The sequence below is a fragment of the Janthinobacterium lyxosi genome, assembly GCF_051380665.1.
Taxonomy (GTDB): domain Bacteria; phylum Pseudomonadota; class Gammaproteobacteria; order Burkholderiales; family Burkholderiaceae_D; genus Janthinobacterium.
Window position 1 is genome coordinate 130,918 of sequence record NZ_JBNYXM010000015.1, and the last position, 18,655, is coordinate 149,572.

General features: G+C 60.5%; 14 protein-coding genes. 9 read left to right on the forward strand and 5 right to left on the reverse strand.

The window, feature by feature from the left end; translation table 11 throughout:
* Window positions 1-21: 21 nt before the first annotated feature.
* The 3 genes from dinB to ACQ4WP_RS17660 all read left to right on the forward strand — a co-directional run bounded on the left by dinB (window position 22) and on the right by ACQ4WP_RS17660 (window position 3,664).
* A complete protein-coding gene (gene dinB / locus ACQ4WP_RS17650) occupies window positions 22-1,197 on the forward strand; it encodes a DNA polymerase IV (protein ID WP_436522824.1) in 1,176 nt (391 codons plus the stop codon).
* A 117-nt stretch (window positions 1,198-1,314) separates the two neighbouring features.
* Entirely contained in the window at window positions 1,315-2,211 is an 897-nt protein-coding gene (locus ACQ4WP_RS17655) for a recombination-associated protein RdgC (protein WP_100874868.1), read from the forward strand.
* Window positions 2,212-2,371: 160 nt separating this feature from the next.
* Window positions 2,372-3,664 carry a hypothetical protein gene (locus ACQ4WP_RS17660; protein WP_436522826.1) on the forward strand — a complete coding sequence of 431 codons (1,293 nt, stop codon included), beginning with the start codon at window positions 2,372-2,374 and terminating at the stop codon, window positions 3,662-3,664.
* A gap of 168 nt (window positions 3,665-3,832) precedes the next feature.
* Here the strand turns inward: ACQ4WP_RS17660 and ACQ4WP_RS17665 are convergent, their stop codons facing one another.
* Entirely contained in the window at window positions 3,833-4,318 is a 486-nt protein-coding gene (locus ACQ4WP_RS17665; RefSeq protein ID WP_034781194.1) for an asparaginase domain-containing protein, read from the reverse strand.
* 178 nt (window positions 4,319-4,496) lie between these two features.
* On the opposite strand from ACQ4WP_RS17665, the gene ACQ4WP_RS17670 reads away from it, so the two are divergent.
* Window positions 4,497-5,270: an L-asparaginase gene (locus tag ACQ4WP_RS17670; protein ID WP_436522828.1), complete on the forward strand. Its 774-nt coding sequence runs from the start codon at window positions 4,497-4,499 to the stop codon at window positions 5,268-5,270.
* On the opposite strand, the gene ACQ4WP_RS17675 is transcribed toward ACQ4WP_RS17670, so the two are convergent.
* Window positions 5,258-6,271, reverse strand: coding sequence for a D-2-hydroxyacid dehydrogenase family protein (locus ACQ4WP_RS17675; RefSeq protein WP_436522830.1), 1,014 nt, complete (start codon window positions 6,269-6,271; stop codon window positions 5,258-5,260). The two genes, ACQ4WP_RS17670 and ACQ4WP_RS17675, sit on opposite strands and share 13 nt — an antisense overlap.
* 328 nt (window positions 6,272-6,599) lie before the next feature.
* Here ACQ4WP_RS17675 and ACQ4WP_RS17680 point away from each other — a divergent pair, with 328 nt between their 5' ends.
* Both ACQ4WP_RS17680 and ACQ4WP_RS17685 read left to right on the forward strand, forming a co-directional pair.
* Window positions 6,600-8,471 (forward strand): phosphoenolpyruvate carboxykinase (GTP), encoded by a 1,872-nt coding sequence (locus ACQ4WP_RS17680; RefSeq protein ID WP_436522832.1) that lies wholly within the window; start codon window positions 6,600-6,602, stop codon window positions 8,469-8,471.
* 100 nt (window positions 8,472-8,571) lie between these two features.
* The gene (locus ACQ4WP_RS17685) at window positions 8,572-9,177 is read left to right on the forward strand and encodes a hypothetical protein (RefSeq protein ID WP_436522834.1); all 606 of its coding nucleotides are present in this window, start codon (window positions 8,572-8,574) and stop codon (window positions 9,175-9,177) included.
* Window positions 9,178-9,237: 60 nt separating this feature from the next.
* On the opposite strand, the gene uvrA is transcribed toward ACQ4WP_RS17685, so the two are convergent.
* The gene (uvrA, locus tag ACQ4WP_RS17690) at window positions 9,238-12,087 is read right to left on the reverse strand and encodes an excinuclease ABC subunit UvrA (RefSeq protein ID WP_436522836.1); all 2,850 of its coding nucleotides are present in this window, start codon (window positions 12,085-12,087) and stop codon (window positions 9,238-9,240) included.
* 381 nt (window positions 12,088-12,468) lie between these two features.
* On the opposite strand from uvrA, the gene ssb reads away from it, so the two are divergent.
* Entirely contained in the window at window positions 12,469-12,984 is a 516-nt protein-coding gene (ssb, locus tag ACQ4WP_RS17695) for a single-stranded DNA-binding protein (RefSeq protein WP_034754418.1), read from the forward strand.
* A 221-nt stretch (window positions 12,985-13,205) separates the two neighbouring features.
* Window positions 13,206-13,487 (forward strand): hypothetical protein, encoded by a 282-nt coding sequence (locus tag ACQ4WP_RS17700; RefSeq protein ID WP_436522838.1) that lies wholly within the window; start codon window positions 13,206-13,208, stop codon window positions 13,485-13,487.
* A 12-nt stretch (window positions 13,488-13,499) separates the two neighbouring features.
* Here the strand turns inward: ACQ4WP_RS17700 and ACQ4WP_RS17705 are convergent, their stop codons facing one another.
* On the reverse strand, window positions 13,500-13,916 hold the full coding sequence (locus ACQ4WP_RS17705) for a hypothetical protein (protein ID WP_436522840.1): 417 nt from the start codon (window positions 13,914-13,916) through the stop codon (window positions 13,500-13,502).
* Between the two features lie 288 nt (window positions 13,917-14,204).
* Between ACQ4WP_RS17705 and ACQ4WP_RS17710 the strand changes: the two genes are divergently transcribed.
* On the forward strand, window positions 14,205-14,984 hold the full coding sequence (locus ACQ4WP_RS17710) for an acetoin reductase (protein WP_436522842.1): 780 nt from the start codon (window positions 14,205-14,207) through the stop codon (window positions 14,982-14,984).
* An 84-nt stretch (window positions 14,985-15,068) separates the two neighbouring features.
* On the opposite strand, the gene ACQ4WP_RS17715 is transcribed toward ACQ4WP_RS17710, so the two are convergent.
* Window positions 15,069-18,650 (reverse strand): ABC transporter permease/M1 family aminopeptidase, encoded by a 3,582-nt coding sequence (locus tag ACQ4WP_RS17715; protein WP_436522844.1) that lies wholly within the window; start codon window positions 18,648-18,650, stop codon window positions 15,069-15,071.
* Window positions 18,651-18,655: the final 5 nt, after the last annotated feature.

Here is an 18,655-nt window from a genome sequence, read left to right on the forward strand (position 1 = left end):
CGATCCGCCGCGAGGTGCCCCTTGACCCTATCTGCCCCCACACTCCCTGAAGCCCGCCGCTGGATTGCCCACCTGGACATGGACGCCTTCTTTGCCTCCGTGGAACTGTTGAAGTATCCGGAATTGCGCGGCGAAGCCGTCGTCATCGGTGGCGGCCGGCTGGAGCAGCCCGTGCTGCTGGAGGATGGCACGCGGCAGTTTGCGCGCATGCGCGATTACGTGGGGCGCGGCGTCGTCACCACGTCGACCTATGCAGCGCGTAAGTTCGGCGTGTTTTCCGCCATGGGCATCATGAAGGCGGCCAAGCTGGCGCCCGACAGCATCTTGCTGCCGGCCGATTTCGAAGCCTACCGCGAGTATTCGGCCCGCTTCAAGCAAGCCGTGGCCCATCTGTGCCCCATCATCCAGAACGTGGGCATCGATGAAATCTATGTCGACCTGACCGAATACGGCGAGCAGGCGCCGGCCATGGCGGCGCGCCTGAAGGCGGCCGTGTTCGAGGCGACGGGCCTGTCGTGCTCGATCGGCCTGGCGCCCAATAAATTGCTGGCAAAAATCTGTTCCGACCTGGAAAAACCCGACGGGCTCACCATGTTGTCGCCCGAGGATGTTGAAACGCGCGTGTGGCCCTTGCCGGCGAAAAAGATCAACGGCATCGGCCCGAAGGCCACGGCCAAGCTGGAAGCCTTGGGCATTGTCAGCATCGGTGAACTGGCGCAAGCCGATCTGGCCATGCTGCGCACGCAGTTCGGCGACCTGTACACGGGCTGGCTGCGCCAGGCGGCGCTGGGCATCGACGAGCGGCCCGTGCAGACGAGTCGGGAAACCAAGTCCGTCAGCCGCGAAACGACGTTCGAGCGCGATTTGCAGGTGGTGCGCGACCGCGCCACCCTGTCGGAAAAGCTGGAAAGCCTGTGTACGCGCGTGGCGGGCGACCTCGACAAGCAATCACTGGCGGGGCGCACGGTGGGCATCAAGCTGCGCTTCGAGGATTTCAGCACCGTCACGCGCGACATCACCCTGCCCAGCGCCACGGCGGACGCCGCCGCGATCCTGCGCGCCAGCCGCGATTGCCTGCGGCGCGTGCCATTTGAAAAGAAAATCCGCCTGCTGGGCGTGCGCATCTCGACCTTGTGCGATCCGGCCGTGGTGACGCGGCAGGCGCCGGCCCAGGCGGAGCTGTTTCCCAGCCTCTAGCGGCGTTTCCTACAAGATACATACCGCGCCGGACTGCGCTTTTGACGGCATTTTCACGTCGAAAGTGTAGAATGGCGTTCCCCTGGCACTACTGAAACAAACGGAAGACAAAAAACTATGTGGTTCAAGAATCTTCAGATTTACCGCCTGCCCGCACCGTGGGCTTATACGCCAGAACAACTGGAAGAGGCCTTGTCCTCGAACAAATTTACGCCGGCGACCAGCATGGATCTGATGCGCCAGGGCTGGGATACGCCACGCCCGAACGGCGGCCTGGTCCATGTTGTCAACAAGCAAATGTTGATCTTGCTGGGCACGGAAAAGAAACTGCTGCCAGCGACCGTCATCAACCAGGTGGCCAAGGCCCGCGCTGCCGAGATGGAAGAAGCGCAAGGCTTTGCGCCTGGCAAGAAAGCCATGAAGGAATTGAAGGAGCGCGTGGCCGACGAGTTGCTGCCGCGCGCCTTCAGCATCCGCAGCAACGTCTGGACCTGGATCGACCCTGTCAATGGCTGGCTGGTGGTCGATGCCGCCAGCCCGGCAAAGGCCGATGAAGTCATCAAGCTGCTGCTGAAAGCCGTCGACAAACTGCCGCTGGAAAGCCTGCGCGTGCAGCGCTCGCCCGTGGCGGTGATGACGGAATGGCTGCAGGCCGATGATGCGCCTGCCGGCTTCACGGTCGACATGGACACGGAATTGCGCGCCACGGGCGAAAGCAAGGCCACCGTGCGCTATGTGCGCCACACTTTGGAAGCGGACGACGTGCGCCGCCACATCGCCGCCGGCAAGCAGTGCACGCGCCTGGCCATGACGTGGAACGACAAGATCTCGTTTGTGCTGACGGAGTCCCTGGCCATCAAGAGCGTCAAGCCGCTGGACGTGATCAAGGAAACGGAATCGAGCACGAAGAACGACGACGAGCGTTTCGACGGCGACGTGATGCTGATGACGGGCGAGCTGAGCAAGCTGATGGCCGACGTGGTCGAAGCCCTGGGCGGCGAAGCGACGGCGTAAGCATAAGCATTTATGCGTGACGGATGGCCCGCTGGCATTGCCCAGCGGGCCGTTTTGTATTGGGAAACCGCTTGCGATAGTGTGCAGGTATTTTCCATGTGGAAATAATATTACTGTGATATCGTTACTATCCTGACATTAATTATTTCCACATTAACTCATGCACAAGTATTTCCAGCGCTGTTGCGGCGCCTTTATCCTCGGGGCCATGCAGATGGCCGCCGCCCAGGCGCAAATATCCGACGCCACCTTGCGCGAGCTGAGTGCTTGCGATGCCTCTTTTTTCCGCAGCTTGCACCAGGACGGCGCGGCTTTGGCCGATAGCGTGCCGTTGGCCACGCGCGGCGATACCAGCTGGATCAAGGTGCCCAACCGTTATCAGGCCAAGGCCGGCAGTATCCTGTTTGCCACTCCCTTGCGCGCTGGCGGTTTGACCTTGCTTGGCTACACCGATGAAGTGTCGGATCTGGGCAGCCTGGGGCACTATTACAGTTGGGCCTTCCTTGTCGCCGGCAAGGTCGACGAGGTGTACCGGCAACTTCAGCCCCTGCTGCACGATGCCCGGCGCATGCGCGCCGATGATGGCGCATATGTGCGCTCCGAGGTGCGCCTGCCCGGTGGCCCATGGCAGGCGTTTGCGTCCGCCTCCGGCGTGGCGGCCGGGCGCGACAAGGTCGAACGCGTGTTCCTGATCGAGCCGCACGGAGAGCTGGACGGCGTCGTGCGCGTGGGGTGCTCTCTGCAGGGCGGTGTCGACGCCACCCTGTTGCGCGAGGCGCGTCCCGACATCGACGCCAGCGAGTATCCGGCGGCCCCGAATGCCACGGGCGCGTTCGACAATGCACCGTTGCCGCCGCAGGTGCTGGCCGCATCGCAAGCGGCCCTGGCGGCGGCGCCTGTCTGGCAGCCGCGCTTCAAGACGCTGCATTTTTCCCAGGAGTCGACAACGCCCGGCAAGCCTGAGGAAAGGTCCGTGGTCGATCAAGAGTGGCGCGTGCGCGATGGGCTGGTCGGCGTGAACGAGCATTACAGCACCTTTACCATGCAGCGCCTGCAGATTGCGGGCCAGTTTCAGTTGCGGGCCGCAGAGAAGGGCGATGTCAGCAACAGCTATCTGGCCACTTCGAACCTGTCGCTATCGTTGCCGGCGAATTTGTTGCCGGGCACCCGCTTTCAGGCCAATCTGACCACAATCAATGTGCCTGCCAAGCCGGGCGAGCGGCCGGAGCATCTGAGCACGCTGTGTGAAGTGCAGGATACCTTACAGGCCAGTACGATTTCCGCCAGTCTGCAAGGCGAAGCGACGCGCTTTGTCTGTACCTGGCAGAAAAATGCGTATGTGGTCGAGAGTGCCTTGCTGCATGACCTCGGCGTTGCAGTGCAATTGCGTACGGTATCGAAAGAATACGGCGAGAGCCATTATCGTTATCTGAATGTCCAGGTAACAAAATAGCTGTGCGACAAGAAAAAGCGCCTTGCACGGTGAAGTGCAAGGCGCTTTCAAGACCCGTCAATTCATGTTCTTATTAGAACTTGTACGAACCGGTGATGTAGAACGTGCGCAGCATCGGATCGGCGTAACGGGGGGCGAAGCCATGTTAAGTCCTGTCTTGCCATCGGCTTACAAGGGCTGGAACACGCCGGCGGCGCGGTTCTTTTGCACATTGTCCCAGGCGAAGATCTGGCCATTCATGGCCACGTACACGCCCGCTGGCAAGGTTTGCGCCACGCCGCAGGCAAAGCCCAGGTTGAACAGGGCATCGGAATTGTCGATTTCGTAGGGAATCATGGCGCCCGTCAAAATCACCGTTTGCTGCAGGTTCGCCGCGCCCAGCACTTGCGCCGTTTCGCGCATGGTGTCGGTGCCGTGGATGATGACGATGGCTTTTTCCTGTGCCGCGCGGCACGAGGCCAGCACGCGCTGGCGGTCCGCATCCTGCATGTCGAGCGAATCGAGCAGTGGCAGTTGCTCCAAGGCCACGGGTGCCGTCATGCGCGCGCGGGCAATCGCTGCCGGCAAATGACTGTCGGAAAAGCCCAGGGTACCGTTCAATTCGTTGTAGTGTTTGTCGAAAGTGCCGCCAGTGGCGAGTATGCGCAAAGTCATGATGTGGTCACGATGTCAGTGGAGAATGACGCGCATGATAGCGTGGATTGGCAGCGTTGCGTGAATGGGCGCTGCAGATGGGGCAGCGTGCTTGCCAGCTGCGTTTGCGCTGCATCTGGAAAATCTGCCCATCTGTGAGTACACTGGTTTCTTTGTTTGCCTACCGCCCCGACTCCGTATGAAAGCGCTCGCTCCCGGCACCGTCATTTTTCACCGCCACCGCGGCTATGGCGTCATCACGTCCGTCAATCTGCTGACGGGCTGGATCGCCGCCCGTTTCGGTAGCGAAGCGCGGACCCTGGACCTGAACCTGTCGACCGACGATGTGCAGTTTGCCGATGGCGAAGCGATCCTGTTTCGCCGCGCGCCACCGGACCGCATGCCGCATGCGCGCCTGATGGCCATGGTGCGCGAGCTGCACCAGGCCGGTTATCAAAAACTGTATCTGTATTCCTGGCCCAAGCCGTCGGGCCTGCACTGGCGCTGGCATTTATTTACGGGGCCGCGCGACTGGATGCAGCGGCCCTGGCGCGAAGGCTGGTATGGCTCGGGCGCCGATTACAACGTCAACCCTGTGATGGGCTGGGGCGATACGCCCGGCGCCTCTACCGGCGAGCTGATCGATGCGCTGGCTCGTTTCGACCCGCAGGGGCTGGCGCAGGCGCTGGGGTGCGACGACGACCATAGCGACTGGTTTGGCCGCGTCTGCGACGCCTTGTTGCCTGATTACATGTACAGCCTGGACATGCAGCGCACCCCAGGCGAACCCTTGCCCGACATGCCGCCCGTACCGGTGGTCGCCGTGCGCGCCGGCGTGGCGCCGTATGGTGGTCCGGACATCGCCTGGCCGCCCGGCTGGGCCGGCCTGTGGCGCGGCCGGCACGTGCTGCCGGCGCCCGCCACCAGCATCACGGGAGAGCCGGACCTTATCAAGGGCTTTCAGCGCTCCTGAGGAACTTGCCGCGCATGCGCCAGCACTTCGGGATTGAGCAGGCGCGTGCATTGATTCTGCGCAAAATCGACGATGTTTTGCAAGGCGTAGCGGAAATACAGTTCATAGCTGTCACGCTCGACGTAGCCCAGGTGTGGCGTGGCCAGCACGTTCGGCAGCAGCAGCAATGGCGAGCTTGGCGGCAGCGGCTCGTCTGTAAACACGTCCAGCGCGGCGGCGCCCGGGCGTCCCTGCGGCAGCGCCGCTTCCAGCGCGCCATCGGCCACCAGCTCGGCGCGGCTGGTGTTGACGAACAGGGACGTCGGCTTCATGCGCGCCAGGTCTTCGTTCGTTACCAGGCTCCGCGTGGCGTCGGACAGGCGCAGGTGCAGGGTCAATACGTCGGCCTGTTCAAAGAAGGCTACACGCGATGTCGCCGCCGTATCGCCGGCAGCCACGGCCGCCGCGCGGCTCGCTTCGCTGCCCCACACGAGGATGGTCATGCCGAAGGCGCGGCCATAGCCGGCGACCAATTGGCCGATCTTGCCGTAGCCCCAGATCGCCAGGGTGCGTCCCTTGAGCACCGTGCCCAGCGTATTGCGCGCCGCTTCCAGCGACGACGTCTGCCATAACCCTTCCTGCAAATGTTGCGCGTACGGCACGATCTTGCGCTGCGCCGCCATGATCAGCGCCCACGTCAATTCGGCCGGCGCCGTGGGCGAGCCTATGCCTTCCGCGATGGCGATACCCAGCTCGGTGGCGGCTGCCACGTCGATGTGTCCGCTGACCTTGCCCGTTTGCGAAATCAGTTTCAGATTCGGCAGTTTCGACAGCAAGGCGCGATTGAAACTGCTGCGTTCGCGGATCAGCACCAGTGCGTCGAACGGCGCCAGGCGGATCGCCAGCTGGCCCAGACCCCGCGCAGTATTGCTGAACACCTTGACCTCGTGGTCATTGATCAATTGGAAACAATCGAGGCTGCGCACGGCATCCTGATAATCATCGAGTATGGCAATTTTCATGGGGGATGGCCGATTTTAATGAGGATTTGGTAGGGAAATAACAGGATACGGAAAATGCTGAATAGCCTACTACATTAGTCAAGCTATTCTCCTACATTTTTGCGAGAATAGCCCTTACTCGGGTGTACAATCGCCGGCACTTTTGAAGCTTCCTGATTATAGCTATAGCGCAAACTGTTCCTGCTACCTGGGTGCATGATCCAGGTAAACGACACCAGAGCCCTGCCCGTGTGCGCGCGCCGCCCGCAGTGAGCCGCAGCCACCTCTCAACGATGCTGCCTGTCTTGCCGGAACGACCAGAATTTCTTTTATTGGTATTGGAGGTAATATGAATCAGCCCGTCATGGGTGGCGTCGCCGCACTTAACGTCCCAGCTTATATTAAACAACAGAAACTGATCAACTGGGTGGCCGACATTGCCGCGCTGACCAAGCCAGACCGCATCTACTGGTGCGATGGTTCGCAAGAAGAGTACGAGCGCCTGTGCGCCGAAATGGTTGCCAGCGGCACCATGAAAAAACTGAACGCGCAAAAGCGCCCGAATTCCTACCTGGCCTGCTCCGACCTGAGCGACGTGGCCCGCGTCGAAGACCGCACGTATATCTGCTCGGCAACGAAAGAAGCGGCCGGCCCGACGAACAACTGGACCGAACCTGGCGAAATGCGCCGCACCTTGAACGGCCTGTTCGATGGCTGCATGCGCGGCCGCATCATGTATGTCGTGCCATTCTCCATGGGCCCGCTGGGTTCGCCAATCGCGCACATCGGCGTGGAACTGTCCGATTCACCGTATGTCGCCGTCAACATGAAGATCATGACCCGCATGGGCCGTGCCGTGTACGACGTGCTGGGCACGGATGGCGCATTCGTGCCGTGCGTACACAGCGTGGGCGCACCGCTGGCTGCCGGCCAGGCCGACGTGAAATGGCCGTGCAACAGCACCAAGTACATCGTGCATTTCCCTGAAACGCGCGAAATCTGGTCCTTCGGTTCCGGCTACGGCGGCAACGCCTTGCTGGGCAAGAAATGTTTCGCCCTGCGCATCGCCTCGAACATGGGCTACCAGGAAGCGCAATCGGCCGATAACAACCCGGGCTGGCTGGCCGAACACATGCTGATCCTGGGCGTGGAATCGCCGGAAGGCAAGAAGCATTACGTCGCAGCAGCCTTCCCATCGGCTTGCGGCAAGACCAATTTCGCCATGCTGATCCCGCCTGCAAGTTTTAACGGCTGGAAAGTGACCACCATCGGCGACGATATCGCCTGGATCAAGCCGGGCGCCGATGGCCGTTTGTATGCCATCAATCCGGAAGCTGGCTACTTTGGCGTGGCGCCGGGTACCAACGAAAAAACCAACTACAACTGCATGGCGTCCATGCGCGACAACACGATTTTCACCAACGTGGCGCTGACGGACGATGGCGATGTCTGGTGGGAAGGCTTGACCAAGGAAGCACCAAGCCACCTGATCGACTGGCAAGGCAAGGACTGGACGCCCGCGTCCGGCACCAAGGCCGCGCACCCGAATGCGCGCTTCACTGTTGCTGCCACGCAAAACCCGGTCATCGATGCTGCCTGGGATGATCCGGCCGGCGTGCCGATCTCGGCCTTCATTTTCGGCGGCCGCCGCTCCACCACCGTGCCGCTGGTCACCGAAGCGCGCAACTGGGTCGAAGGCGTCTACATGGCTGCCACCATGGGCTCGGAAACGACGGCCGCCGCCGTGGGCCAGATGGGCGTCGTGCGCCGCGATCCATTTGCCATGTTGCCGTTTATCGGATATAACATGAGCGATTACTTCCAGCACTGGCTGGACATGGGCGTCAAAGTGGGTAAAGTGAACCCCGCCGCCCTGCCGAAGATCTATTGCGTCAACTGGTTCCGTACGGACGAAGCAGGCAAATTCGTCTGGCCTGGTTTTGGCGACAATATGCGCGTGCTGAAATGGATGCTGGAACGCATCGAAGGCAAGGCGGGCGGCGTGGAAAACCTGTTCGGCACGACGCCGCAGTATGGCGACCTGAACTGGGATGGCTTGCCATTCACGCAAGAACAGTTCGATACCATCACCTCGATCGACAAGGCCGCGTGGGTGGAAGAATTGAAATTGCATACGGAGTTGTTTGAAAAACTCGCGTATCATCTGCCGCAAGAATTGGCAGATAACAAGGCTGCGCTGGAAAAGCGGCTGAGTGCATAAGGTTTAGTAGTGGGGGAGAAACACGTCGGCGAAGACTGGCGTGCGATAAATGACACGCCGGCAATGACTGGGGTGCTAGCAAAAAGAGAAACGGCGCGGATTGCATGAGCAATCCGCGCCGTTTTTTATTGCCGGTATAATAATTATCCTGTGGAAATTATTTGCTGTCATGCCTGCCCAAAAAATGAAAAAAACGATCATCATCATCAGCACCGTGGCCGCCTGCCTGCTTGGTAGCGGTGCCCACGCCGAGCACCGCCAAGATTGCGAGAGTATCGAGTATGCCCGGCAGTACGGCGTCACGCTGGAAGCGGGGGTGAAGAGCAATGTAGAGCGCATGCGCCAGCAGCAGGCGCACTATCACAAGACGCTCGATGGCATGCTTGCAGAAATGAAGCAAGGTGGTGTCTGGTCCGATGAGGACGCCGGCCGTTTCTTCCAGACCGTGTGGACGGATGAGGAGGGCAAGGCGGTCGACACGCAGCGCCAGAAGGCTGGCGAACGCTACAAAGTCCAGGCGATGGCGGCGCAAGCCTGGAATGGCCAAAAGGGCCAGCCGCCGGAAATGCTACGTGGCATGTGCCTGCTTGGGCCGCGCCTGTTGGAAGATGGCGTGGCGTTGCACGATGCGCTTGAGCGCTCCTGGACCTACATGCAGACGAAACTGGAGCGCGTTGCCAAAGCAAGTAAGGTGAGCAAGCCCTGACGTTTGTGCGGAAACAAAAAACGGCGCGGATTGTTCCGACAATCCGCGCCGCTGCCATTCTTATTGCTTCAGCAGCGGCCCCAGGTATTTACCCGTCACGCTGGCCGGGTTCAATGCCACGTCTTCCGGCGTGCCGGTGGCGATGATCTGGCCGCCGCCGGCGCCCCCTTCGGGGCCCAGGTCGACCAGCCAATCGGCCGTCTTGATGACGTCCAGGTTGTGCTCGATGATGACGAGGGTGTTGCCCTGGTCGCGTAGGCGGTGGATGACTTTCAGCAGCAAATCGATGTCGTGGAAGTGCAGACCCGTCGTCGGTTCATCGAGTATGTACAGGGTGCGGCCAGTGTCGCGCTTGGAAAGTTCCAGCGACAATTTGACGCGCTGCGCCTCGCCGCCGGACAAGGTGGTGGCGCTCTGGCCCAGCTTGATGTAGCCCAGGCCCACGTCGAGCAGGGTTTGCAGCTTGCGCGCGATCAAGGGCACGGGCTTGAAGAATTCATGCGCCTCTTCTACCGTCATGCCCAGCACTTCCGTGATGTTTTTGCCCTTGTAGTGCACTTCCAGCGTTTCGCGGTTGTAGCGCTTGCCGTGGCACACATCGCATGGCACGTAGACGTCGGGCAAGAAATGCATTTCGACCTTGATCACGCCATCGCCCTGGCACGCTTCGCAGCGCCCGCCCTTGACGTTGAACGAGAAGCGCCCTGCGCTGTAGCCCCGTTCCTTGGCCGTCGGCACGGTGGAAAACAAGTCGCGGATCGGCGTAAACAAGCCCGTGTACGTGGCGGGGTTCGAGCGTGGCGTGCGGCCGATGGGCGCCTGGTCGACGGAAATGACCTTGTCGAAATGTTCCAGGCCGCTGATCGATTCGTGCGGCGCCGGTTCCGTCTGCGAACCATACAAATGGCGCGACAGGGCCGGATACAGGGTATCGTTGACCAGCGACGATTTGCCCGAGCCGGACACGCCCGTCACGCACGTCATCAAGCCCACTGGCAAGCTCAGCGACACTTTTTTCAGGTTGTTGCCCGTCGCGCCCGTGATCACCAGTTGCTTTTCCGGATTGCTGGCGTGGCGCTTGGCTGGCACGGCGATCTTCAGCTTGCCGTTCAGGTACTGCGCCGTCAGCGATTTCTTGTTCTTGAGAATGTCTTGCAGGGTGCCTTCGGCGATGATTTCGCCGCCGTGTACGCCCGCGCCGATGCCCATGTCGACGATGTAGTCGGCCGTGCGGATGGCGTCTTCATCATGCTCGACCACCAGCACGCTGTTGCCGATGTCGCGCAAGTGTTTCAACGTTTCGATCAGGCGGTCATTATCGCGCTGATGCAAGCCGATCGACGGTTCATCGAGCACATACATGACACCCGTCAAACCGGAGCCGATTTGCGATGCCAGGCGGATGCGTTGTGCTTCGCCGCCGGACAGCGTGTCGGCGCTGCGGTCCAGCGACAGGTAGTCGAGGCCCACGTTGTTGAGGAATTTCAGGCGCGAAATGATTTCCTTGACCACGCGGTCGGCAATTTCTTTCTTGGCGCCCGTCAGTTTCAGCTTTTCAAAGAATTCCAGGGTCTCGCGCAGCGGTTTTCCCGCCACTTCATAGATGGCCCGTTGCTGCTTGCCGGTGCCGACCTTGACGAAGCGCGCTTCCACGCGCAGGCGCGCGCCATTGCATGACGGGCAGCATTTTTCATTGATGAACTTGGCCAGTTCTTCCTTGACGGCCATCGAATCTGTTTCGCGGTAGCGGCGCTGCAGATTGTTGACCACGCCTTCGAACGTGTGTTCCTTGATGACGGTACGGCCCCGTTCGTTCACATAGCTGAACGGAATCACTTGTTTGCCGGAACCGTACAGCACGGCCTGCTGCGAATTCAAGTCCAGCTGCTCGAACGGCATGTCCAGGTCGAACTCATAGTAGGCGGCCAGGTTCGACAGCATCTGGAAGTAAAACTGGTTGCGGCGGTCCCAGCCCTTGACGGCGCCCGAGGCCAGCGACAGATTCGGGAACGCGACGATGCGTTTCGGGTCAAAGAATTCGATGTGTCCCAGGCCGTCGCATTCGGGGCAGGCGCCCATGGGGTTGTTGAACGAGAAAAGACGCGGTTCCAGTTCCTGCAGGGAATAGCCACACACATTGCAGGCGAACTTGTTGGAGTACACGTGTTCCAGAGCGGTATCCATTTCGTAGGCAATGGCGCGGCCGTCCGCCAGGCGCAGGGCTGTCTCGAAACTTTCCGCCAGGCGCTGCTTGATTTCCTGGTTCACCTTGACGCGGTCGATGACGACGTCGATCGTGTGTTTTTCCGTCTTTTTTAATTTCGGCAGGTCATCGACTTCATAGATTTTCGCCGCATGCGTGCCGCTCTGCACGCGAAAGCGCACGAAGCCCTGTGCCTGCATCTGCTCGAACAGGTCGACATGTTCGCCCTTGCGGTTCGCGACGACGGGCGCGAGTATCATCAGCTTGGTGTCTTCCGGCATGGCCAGCACGGCGTCGACCATTTGCGATACGGACTGGGCCGCCAGTGCATTTTCCGGGTGGTCGGGGCAGTAGGGCGTGCCGACGCGCGCATACAGCAGGCGCAAATAATCGTGGATTTCCGTCACGGTGCCCACTGTCGAACGTGGGTTGTGCGACGTTGCCTTCTGTTCGATGGAGATGGCGGGGGATAATCCCTCGATCAGGTCGACGTCGGGCTTTTCCATCAATTGCAAAAATTGGCGCGCATAGGCCGACAGCGACTCGACATAGCGGCGCTGGCCTTCCGCGTACAGCGTATCGAACGCCAGCGAGGATTTGCCGGAGCCGGACAGGCCGGTAATCACGATCAGCTTATTGCGCGGCAAATCGAGATTGATATTCTTGAGGTTATGCGTGCGAGCGCCGCGAATGCGGATCTGTTCCATGTGATTGCCTTGCTTTCAGTGAGTGGTGCGGCCGGCGCATTGTGCCTGGGTGCAGATGAGGAGCCACAACGGGTCAACCTGTTACTATAGCCGGGTTTTGTTCTGCATGCCTGAGGCGTCCATGGGCGGATTGCGCCGCCAGGCGAACGTGCCCCGACAAAGTTTGATGCAGATACGTGCCGACGTTTAAACACTGTATATAATACCAGTATTCAAGTTTCTTGTTTTCCCCTGCCGTGAAAAAAACGTGCTGCCGCACGGTAGCTGGCGTCCGTTAGAAAGCGGGTGCTTTGCGCCGCGTGGTCGCTTATAATCCTCGTTTAGTACACTAAACTAACGCGCGGGACACCGGCTCCCGCTGCAGTTCATCAGGAGTTATTCATGGCATCAGTCAACAAAGTCATCATCGTCGGCAATCTGGGCCGTGACCCGGAAATCCGCTACATGCCTAGCGGCGACGCGATCGCCAACATCGCCGTGGCCACTTCGTACAAATCGAAGGACCGCAACACGGGCGAACAAAAAGAATTGACAGAGTGGCACCGTATCTCGTTCTTCGGCCGTCTGGCGGAAATCGTCGGCCAATACCTGAAAAAAGGCTCGTCCGTTTACGTCGAGGGCCGTCTGCAAACCCGTAAATACACGGACAAGGACGGCGTCGAGAAGTACGCAACCGACATCATCGCGGAACAGATGCAAATGCTGGGCGGTCGCTCCGGCATGGGCGGCGATGCCGGCGGTGGCGATGACAGCTACGGCGGCGGCGGTGGTGGCGGCTACGACGCCCCGGCCCCGCGCCAGGCGCCAGCCCCGCGTCCAGCCCCGGCACCGGCGCCACGCCCGGCACCGAAGCCAGCTCCGAACTTCTCGGATATGGATGACGATATTCCGTTCTAATTCGGACAAAGCCGTTTTTTGTTGCTGGAAGCCTGTTTTTTGAGAGGAAAACAGGCTTTTTGCTTTATGGAAAGGATAATGCCTACCTTGCAAGCGCTTCCAGACGCGGCATCCCGACCCATCCAATCTGGCCCTGGCAGTGCCCACTCATCACGCGTACATGGGCAAGGGCTATGCCTGTGGCCCCGGGTGGATCATTTTTGATTTCAAGGATGGCAACCGTGTCCCCTTTCAGCGGCTGGCAGGCAGGCATGCATGACGTTGCCTTCGATTGTTGCTTCCTTCAGCAACACGTTGCTCTCGGTGAGCTTTGCCATGCGTTCGGGCGTTTGCGCTCCTGCCAGGCCTCAGCTGAGTGCCAGGACGATGGCAATGAAATTGGCTTGTTGCATATCTCCCCCATTGAGTCAGTCAGAAAAACCAAAAAACCAGCAATGGATAAGATCATCGGCAGACGTAAAAATTCAATGCCGCTGGCCTGGAGGACAGGTGCGCATGTGTGAATCACGCAAACCCTAATCGCGCAGCCCCATCTCCAGGCTGTAGCTGGCCACCGCATTCCTGCGCGCCGCGTTGCGCATCAAATACACCTGCACCGTGTACGCGCCATCGGCTGGCAGTTTTGCCTGGAAACTGTTACCGCTGGTCGAGCCGATGAACAGGGCTTCATCCTGGCCTTGCTGGCGGATGTTGAAGTAATTCGATGATAGCTTGGTCTTGAGCTTGACGCTGAGGGTCTGGCCGGCTTTGCCTGTCAACGTGTATTCGGCCGTGGCGTAGCCCTTGATCTTGCCTTTCACGCTATGCGTGTTCTTGCCTGCCGTCAATTCGACGTTTTCCTTGTGGACAGGATCGGCGCTCCAGGCCGGCGTGGCAAAGACGAGTGCCGCCAGCAGCAGGCTGGCGCGGATGGGCAGTGGACGACGCAGCATATGGAATTTCCTTTGAAGTGGATTAATAAGCAGGCGATGGTGATGCCGCCCATCTTACGCCAGCTGCTGCCAGGCGCCTGTACGGCAGCGCGCGCATGGCCAGTTCGAGGACGGTTTTCCCCCCTTTCTTGACCTATGTACTTTTTTTGGCTGCGCACGTTTCAATATGCGGCCAAATGCCAATTTCAGGTAGGCTGAAGCGTTTCTACGTCGCGGAACCGGCCGCGGGCGCTGCCGCGCCGGACCGGTTTTTTGCTGCTCTTCTTCCCTGTACTGAAAGGAACGCAAATGGGTATTTCCGGAAAAGTCGCGCTGGTCACGGGTGCCGCGCAAGGTATAGGCAAGGCCATCGCCTTGCGCCTGGCCAAGGATGGCGCCGATATCGCGCTGGTGGATTTGAACCAGGACAAGCTGGACCTTGTCGCTGCCGAAGTGCGCGCGCTGGGGCGCCGCGCCGTCACCTGCATTGCCGACGTGTCGCAGCTCGATCAAGTGACCGCCGCAGTGGCGTTTGCCGAACAAGAATTGAGCGGCTTCGACATCATCGTCAACAATGCCGGCATCGCGCAAGTGCAGCCGCTGCTCGACGTCACGCCGGCCGAGGTCGACCGCATCATGCGCATCAATGTGCAAGGCACTTTGTGGGGCATCCAGGCAGCTGCCAAGACGTTCAAGGCGCGCCAGCAGAAGGGCAAGATCATCAATGCCTGTTCCATCGCCGGGCATGACGGCTTCGCCCTGCTGGGTGTGTATTCGGCCACCAAGTTTGCCGTGCGCGCGCTGACGCAGGCGGCGGCCAAGGAACTGGCGGCCGACGGCATTACCGTCAACGCGTATTGTCCCGGCGTGGTCGGCACCGACATGTGGGTCGAGATCGACAAGCGCATGGCCGAGTTGACTGGCGCCGAGCTGGGCGCGATGTACAAGAAATACGTGGACGGCATCGCGCTGGGACGTGCCGAGACGCCGGAAGACGTGGCGGGGCTCGTCTCCTTCCTGGCGGGGCCGGACTCGGATTACATGACGGGCCAGGCGCCGCTGATCGATGGTGGTCTCGTGTACCGCTGATGGATTGATCGCGCGTAAGAAACGCATCGAAAAAACAGGCCGCGCACTCGTCGAATGCGCGGCCTGTTTGCGTCGCATCAAGGTTTAATGGAAATTGACTTCCTTGCGGTTATCGCGCGAGACGCGGTCGATCATCTTGTTGTACGGATCGACGCCCACTTCAAACGGTTTGTCCTTCACCGTAATCGTCACCACCGGGTCGCTGCCTGTCAGCATGCGCTTGTCCGTGAACAGGACTTTTTCATCTTTCTCCTTGCCGCCCGGGGCGCGCGCGAAGATGGCGATTTCCACCGGCTCGTCGTAGGCGCGCGCTCTTTCCTTGCCCTTGCCGTCGGACTCCAGCTTGGCCAGGTGCAGCTGCATGGTGACATCCCACTGGCCGTCCGGGCGTTTCACGGCCGTCGCTTGCGTCACGCGGTTGTCGTAAAACACGATTTTCTCGAACAGGTCCGTGATCAGGGTCTGCTTGTCCTGCGGCGCTTCGGCGCGGATATACGCCAGCAGTTCCGACGACGTGGTGAACGGCGCCTGCTGGTAACCCTTGTCTTGCAGATAGCGTTTCAGGGCACGGTTCAGGGCTTCTTCGCCGATTTCGTCACGCAGGCGGTAGAACACCAGGCTGCCCTTGTTGTAGTGGATGTATTGCTGTCCCTCCACGCGCGCCAGCGGCAGTTCCTCGATGGCTTCGCCGCCGCGTCCGCTCAGGTAGCGGTCCAGTTCATAGCGCAGGAAACGGCGCATCTTGTCGCGGCCGTATTCCTTCTCCATCACCATCAAGGCCGAATATTGCGCCAAGGACTCCATCAGCATGCTGGCGCCCTGCACATTGGCGCCGATCACCTGGTGGCCCCACCACTGGTGCGCCATTTCATGCGCCGTCACGTAGAACACATAGTCGATGTCCTCCTTGTCGCGCAGGTCGGCGATGAAGCCGATGCCTTCCGAATACGGAATCGTGTTGGCAAACGACTGCGCGAAACTCTGGTAGCGGGGGAATTCCAGGATGCGCACCTGCTTGTGCTGGTAAGGCGTGAACTCGGTGCTGTAATAGTCGAGCGACTTTTGCACGGAAGTGATCATGCGCTGCGTGTTGTAGCCATGCTTTTTATCGTAATAAATTTCGATCGGCAGGCCGTTCCACTCACCCTTTTTGACTTCCCAGCGCGCCGACAGGTAGGCAAAGAACGGCATCATCGGCTGGTCCATCTTGTAGCGGTAGTAACGGCGGCCATCCTGTTCCCAGCTTTTCTGCAGATAGCCGGGCGCCAGGGCGATCTGCTCGCCGCTGGTCGAGACGGTGGTATCGAAATGGATCCAGTCCGCCTCGCCGCCCAGCACCGTGTTGCCATAGGCGGAAGAATCTTCCAGCTTGGCCATGCGCTGCGGCTCGCCCAGGCCCCGCTTGCGGCGCTCATTGCGATCCAGCAATTCCATTTCTTTCGCATAGCCGAAGTGGGGGAAGAAGGCCTGGTTGTTGAAGAAGCTGCCGTTCAGGTTGAGCTGGTCCGGCGCGCCATCGTTGGTGAAACCCTGGTGCGTGACCGCCACCGTGAAGTTCAGCGGCAGGGTGGCGCCGGGCGCCAGGGGTTGGGCCAGCTTGAGGATGCTGAAGCCGAGTTCCCTGTCGTCCAGCGCCACTTTGTGCGCAGGCAAGTTCAGCCAGGTCGTCTTGAGCTGCGGATCGAGCTGGATGCGCAGGGTGTCGAGTGGCTGAGCTGTCTTGTTCTGCAGCACGTAGTGGCCCTTGATCAACACCTTACGTTGCTCAGGATAAATATCCACATCGGCCTGGACATCCGTGATCTTCGGCTGCGGCAAGTCTTTGTATTGTTTGTACAATTTCTCGTAACGCGCCTGCTTGTCCATGCCGATGTTCGACGGTTCGTACTGGTTCAGCACATTCGTGTTGTAGAAGATCCAGCCACCCGTGCCCGCCCAGCACAGCAGGACAGCGGCCAGCGCAGTACCTGTGCGGCCCTGCAAGCGCTGGCGGGCCAGGCCAAGGCGCGCGCACCAGCCGGCGGACAGGCCGCGCACCCAGAACGCCTGCGCCAGCAGGACCAGCGCCACGGTAAACAGGCTCCAGTACAGCGCGAACCAGGCCCAGCCCGTCAAGAAGTGGCCATAGCCATTCATGTCCGAATACTGGATGGCCGGCGTGCCGCCGAAGGCGTACAGATTGTGTTCCAGGTGCAGCATGCCCAGCACGGCTTGCGCCACCATCAGCAGGATCACCAGCAGGTAGCCGATGAACTTGTTATTCGACAACACTTGCAGGGTGAGCGCGCACAAGCCCATCAGCACGAAGAAGAGGGCGCCCAGCAGGGTGCCTTTCAGGTACAGGCCCAGCCCCACGGGCGCGCCGCCCTTGACGAGCTGGAAGCCGATGGCCGTGATGACGCCCACCAGCAAATAGCCTGTGATGACGCCAATCAGGGCTGTGCATTTGGCCAGCAGGGGCACCCAGTCGGGCACGGGCATGGCGTCGCTGACGTCGGCGATCCTGGCTTGCCGTTCCTTGAAGATCAATTCGCCCGCATAAAACGTGACGATGATGATCAGGAGAAAGCTGAAGCTGTTGCTGATCTGTTGCAACATCAAATGCGTCATCGGATACACGGCCGTGCCGTACATGTTCTTGCCGACATTGGCGGCAGCGATCAGGTTGATCATGCCGAACAGCAGCATGACGAGGAAGGGCAGGCTCTTGAACACGCCAGCCGCGTCGAAGCACAGGATGTGCCACCACTGGCGCCAGGCCGTCGCCGGGGTAAAAGTGGGAATGCTGCGCGGCAGCTGCAGCTGCGGCGTGACGGCGGGGGCTGCGGCCACGGCCTTGTGCTTGCCAAACAGGCGTTTTCCCGTGCCTGTGCGCTGCGGCTTGAACAGGATCACGGTGGCGGCGAACAGCACGGCCGTGATACCCAGCCACAGCAAGCGGTTGGCCAGCAGGAAGCCGGAAAAAGGCGGCAGGCCCGCGTTCGCTTCGGCGGACGTGAAGTAGCGCGTCATGCGGCCCAGGGCGCGCATGCCGAACGGGTCGAGCAGGACGGCGATCCATTCGTTGTTGATGTCGCGCGTAAAGGCGCCGGCCGTGCCCCACAGCACGAAAAAGCCCAGCACGCCCACGTAGACGAGCATCATCGAGCGCGTGGTGGCCGCCAGCAGCATCAGCAGGGCGCCGATGAAGAGCAGGTTCGGGATCACCATCACGGCGAAGCTCCACGCATACGCATGCAGCGAGAACGCCCCCACGCGCTGCGCATCGACCCAGGGCATGAGGGGGCCGAGCATGAGGGCCAGGGCAATGGCGGCAAAGATCACCAGGCAGGCGACAAAGCCGGCGGCGAAGCGGCCAAACAGGTAATCCCACTTGCGCATGGGCGTGGCGAACAGCATGTCGGCCATGCCGATCTCGCTGTCGCGCAGCACGGCGCCGGCGATGAAGATGGTGATGAGCAACATCGAGAGCAGGCTGAACATTGTCAGCAGCTGCGCTACCACGGTGGGCGCATTGCGGTTGATGTTGCCGATGGCACCGCCGATCTGGATCGAATCGCTGCTGCTGGCACCAAAGGCCAGCAAGGCCAGGATGACGGCAAATATCCACAGCAGCGGCTGTTTCAGCTGATAGCCGAGGTCAAACTTGAAAAATTCCTTCCACATGGCGT

Coding starts and splice junctions, on each gene's coding strand:
- ACQ4WP_RS17710 (WP_436522842.1), top strand. CDS start 14,205: ATGGGTATTTCCGGAAAAGTCGCGCTGGTCACGGGTGCCGCGCAAGGT.
- ACQ4WP_RS17715 (WP_436522844.1), bottom strand. CDS start 18,650: ATGTGGAAGGAATTTTTCAAGTTTGACCTCGGCTATCAGCTGAAACAG.
- ACQ4WP_RS17705 (WP_436522840.1), bottom strand. CDS start 13,916: ATGCTGCGTCGTCCACTGCCCATCCGCGCCAGCCTGCTGCTGGCGGCA.
- ssb (WP_034754418.1), top strand. CDS start 12,469: ATGGCATCAGTCAACAAAGTCATCATCGTCGGCAATCTGGGCCGTGAC.
- ACQ4WP_RS17655 (WP_100874868.1), top strand. CDS start 1,315: ATGTGGTTCAAGAATCTTCAGATTTACCGCCTGCCCGCACCGTGGGCT.
- ACQ4WP_RS17675 (WP_436522830.1), bottom strand. CDS start 6,271: ATGAAAATTGCCATACTCGATGATTATCAGGATGCCGTGCGCAGCCTC.
- ACQ4WP_RS17665 (WP_034781194.1), bottom strand. CDS start 4,318: ATGACTTTGCGCATACTCGCCACTGGCGGCACTTTCGACAAACACTAC.
- uvrA (WP_436522836.1), bottom strand. CDS start 12,087: ATGGAACAGATCCGCATTCGCGGCGCTCGCACGCATAACCTCAAGAAT.
- ACQ4WP_RS17660 (WP_436522826.1), top strand. CDS start 2,372: ATGCACAAGTATTTCCAGCGCTGTTGCGGCGCCTTTATCCTCGGGGCC.
- ACQ4WP_RS17670 (WP_436522828.1), top strand. CDS start 4,497: ATGAAAGCGCTCGCTCCCGGCACCGTCATTTTTCACCGCCACCGCGGC.
- ACQ4WP_RS17680 (WP_436522832.1), top strand. CDS start 6,600: ATGAATCAGCCCGTCATGGGTGGCGTCGCCGCACTTAACGTCCCAGCT.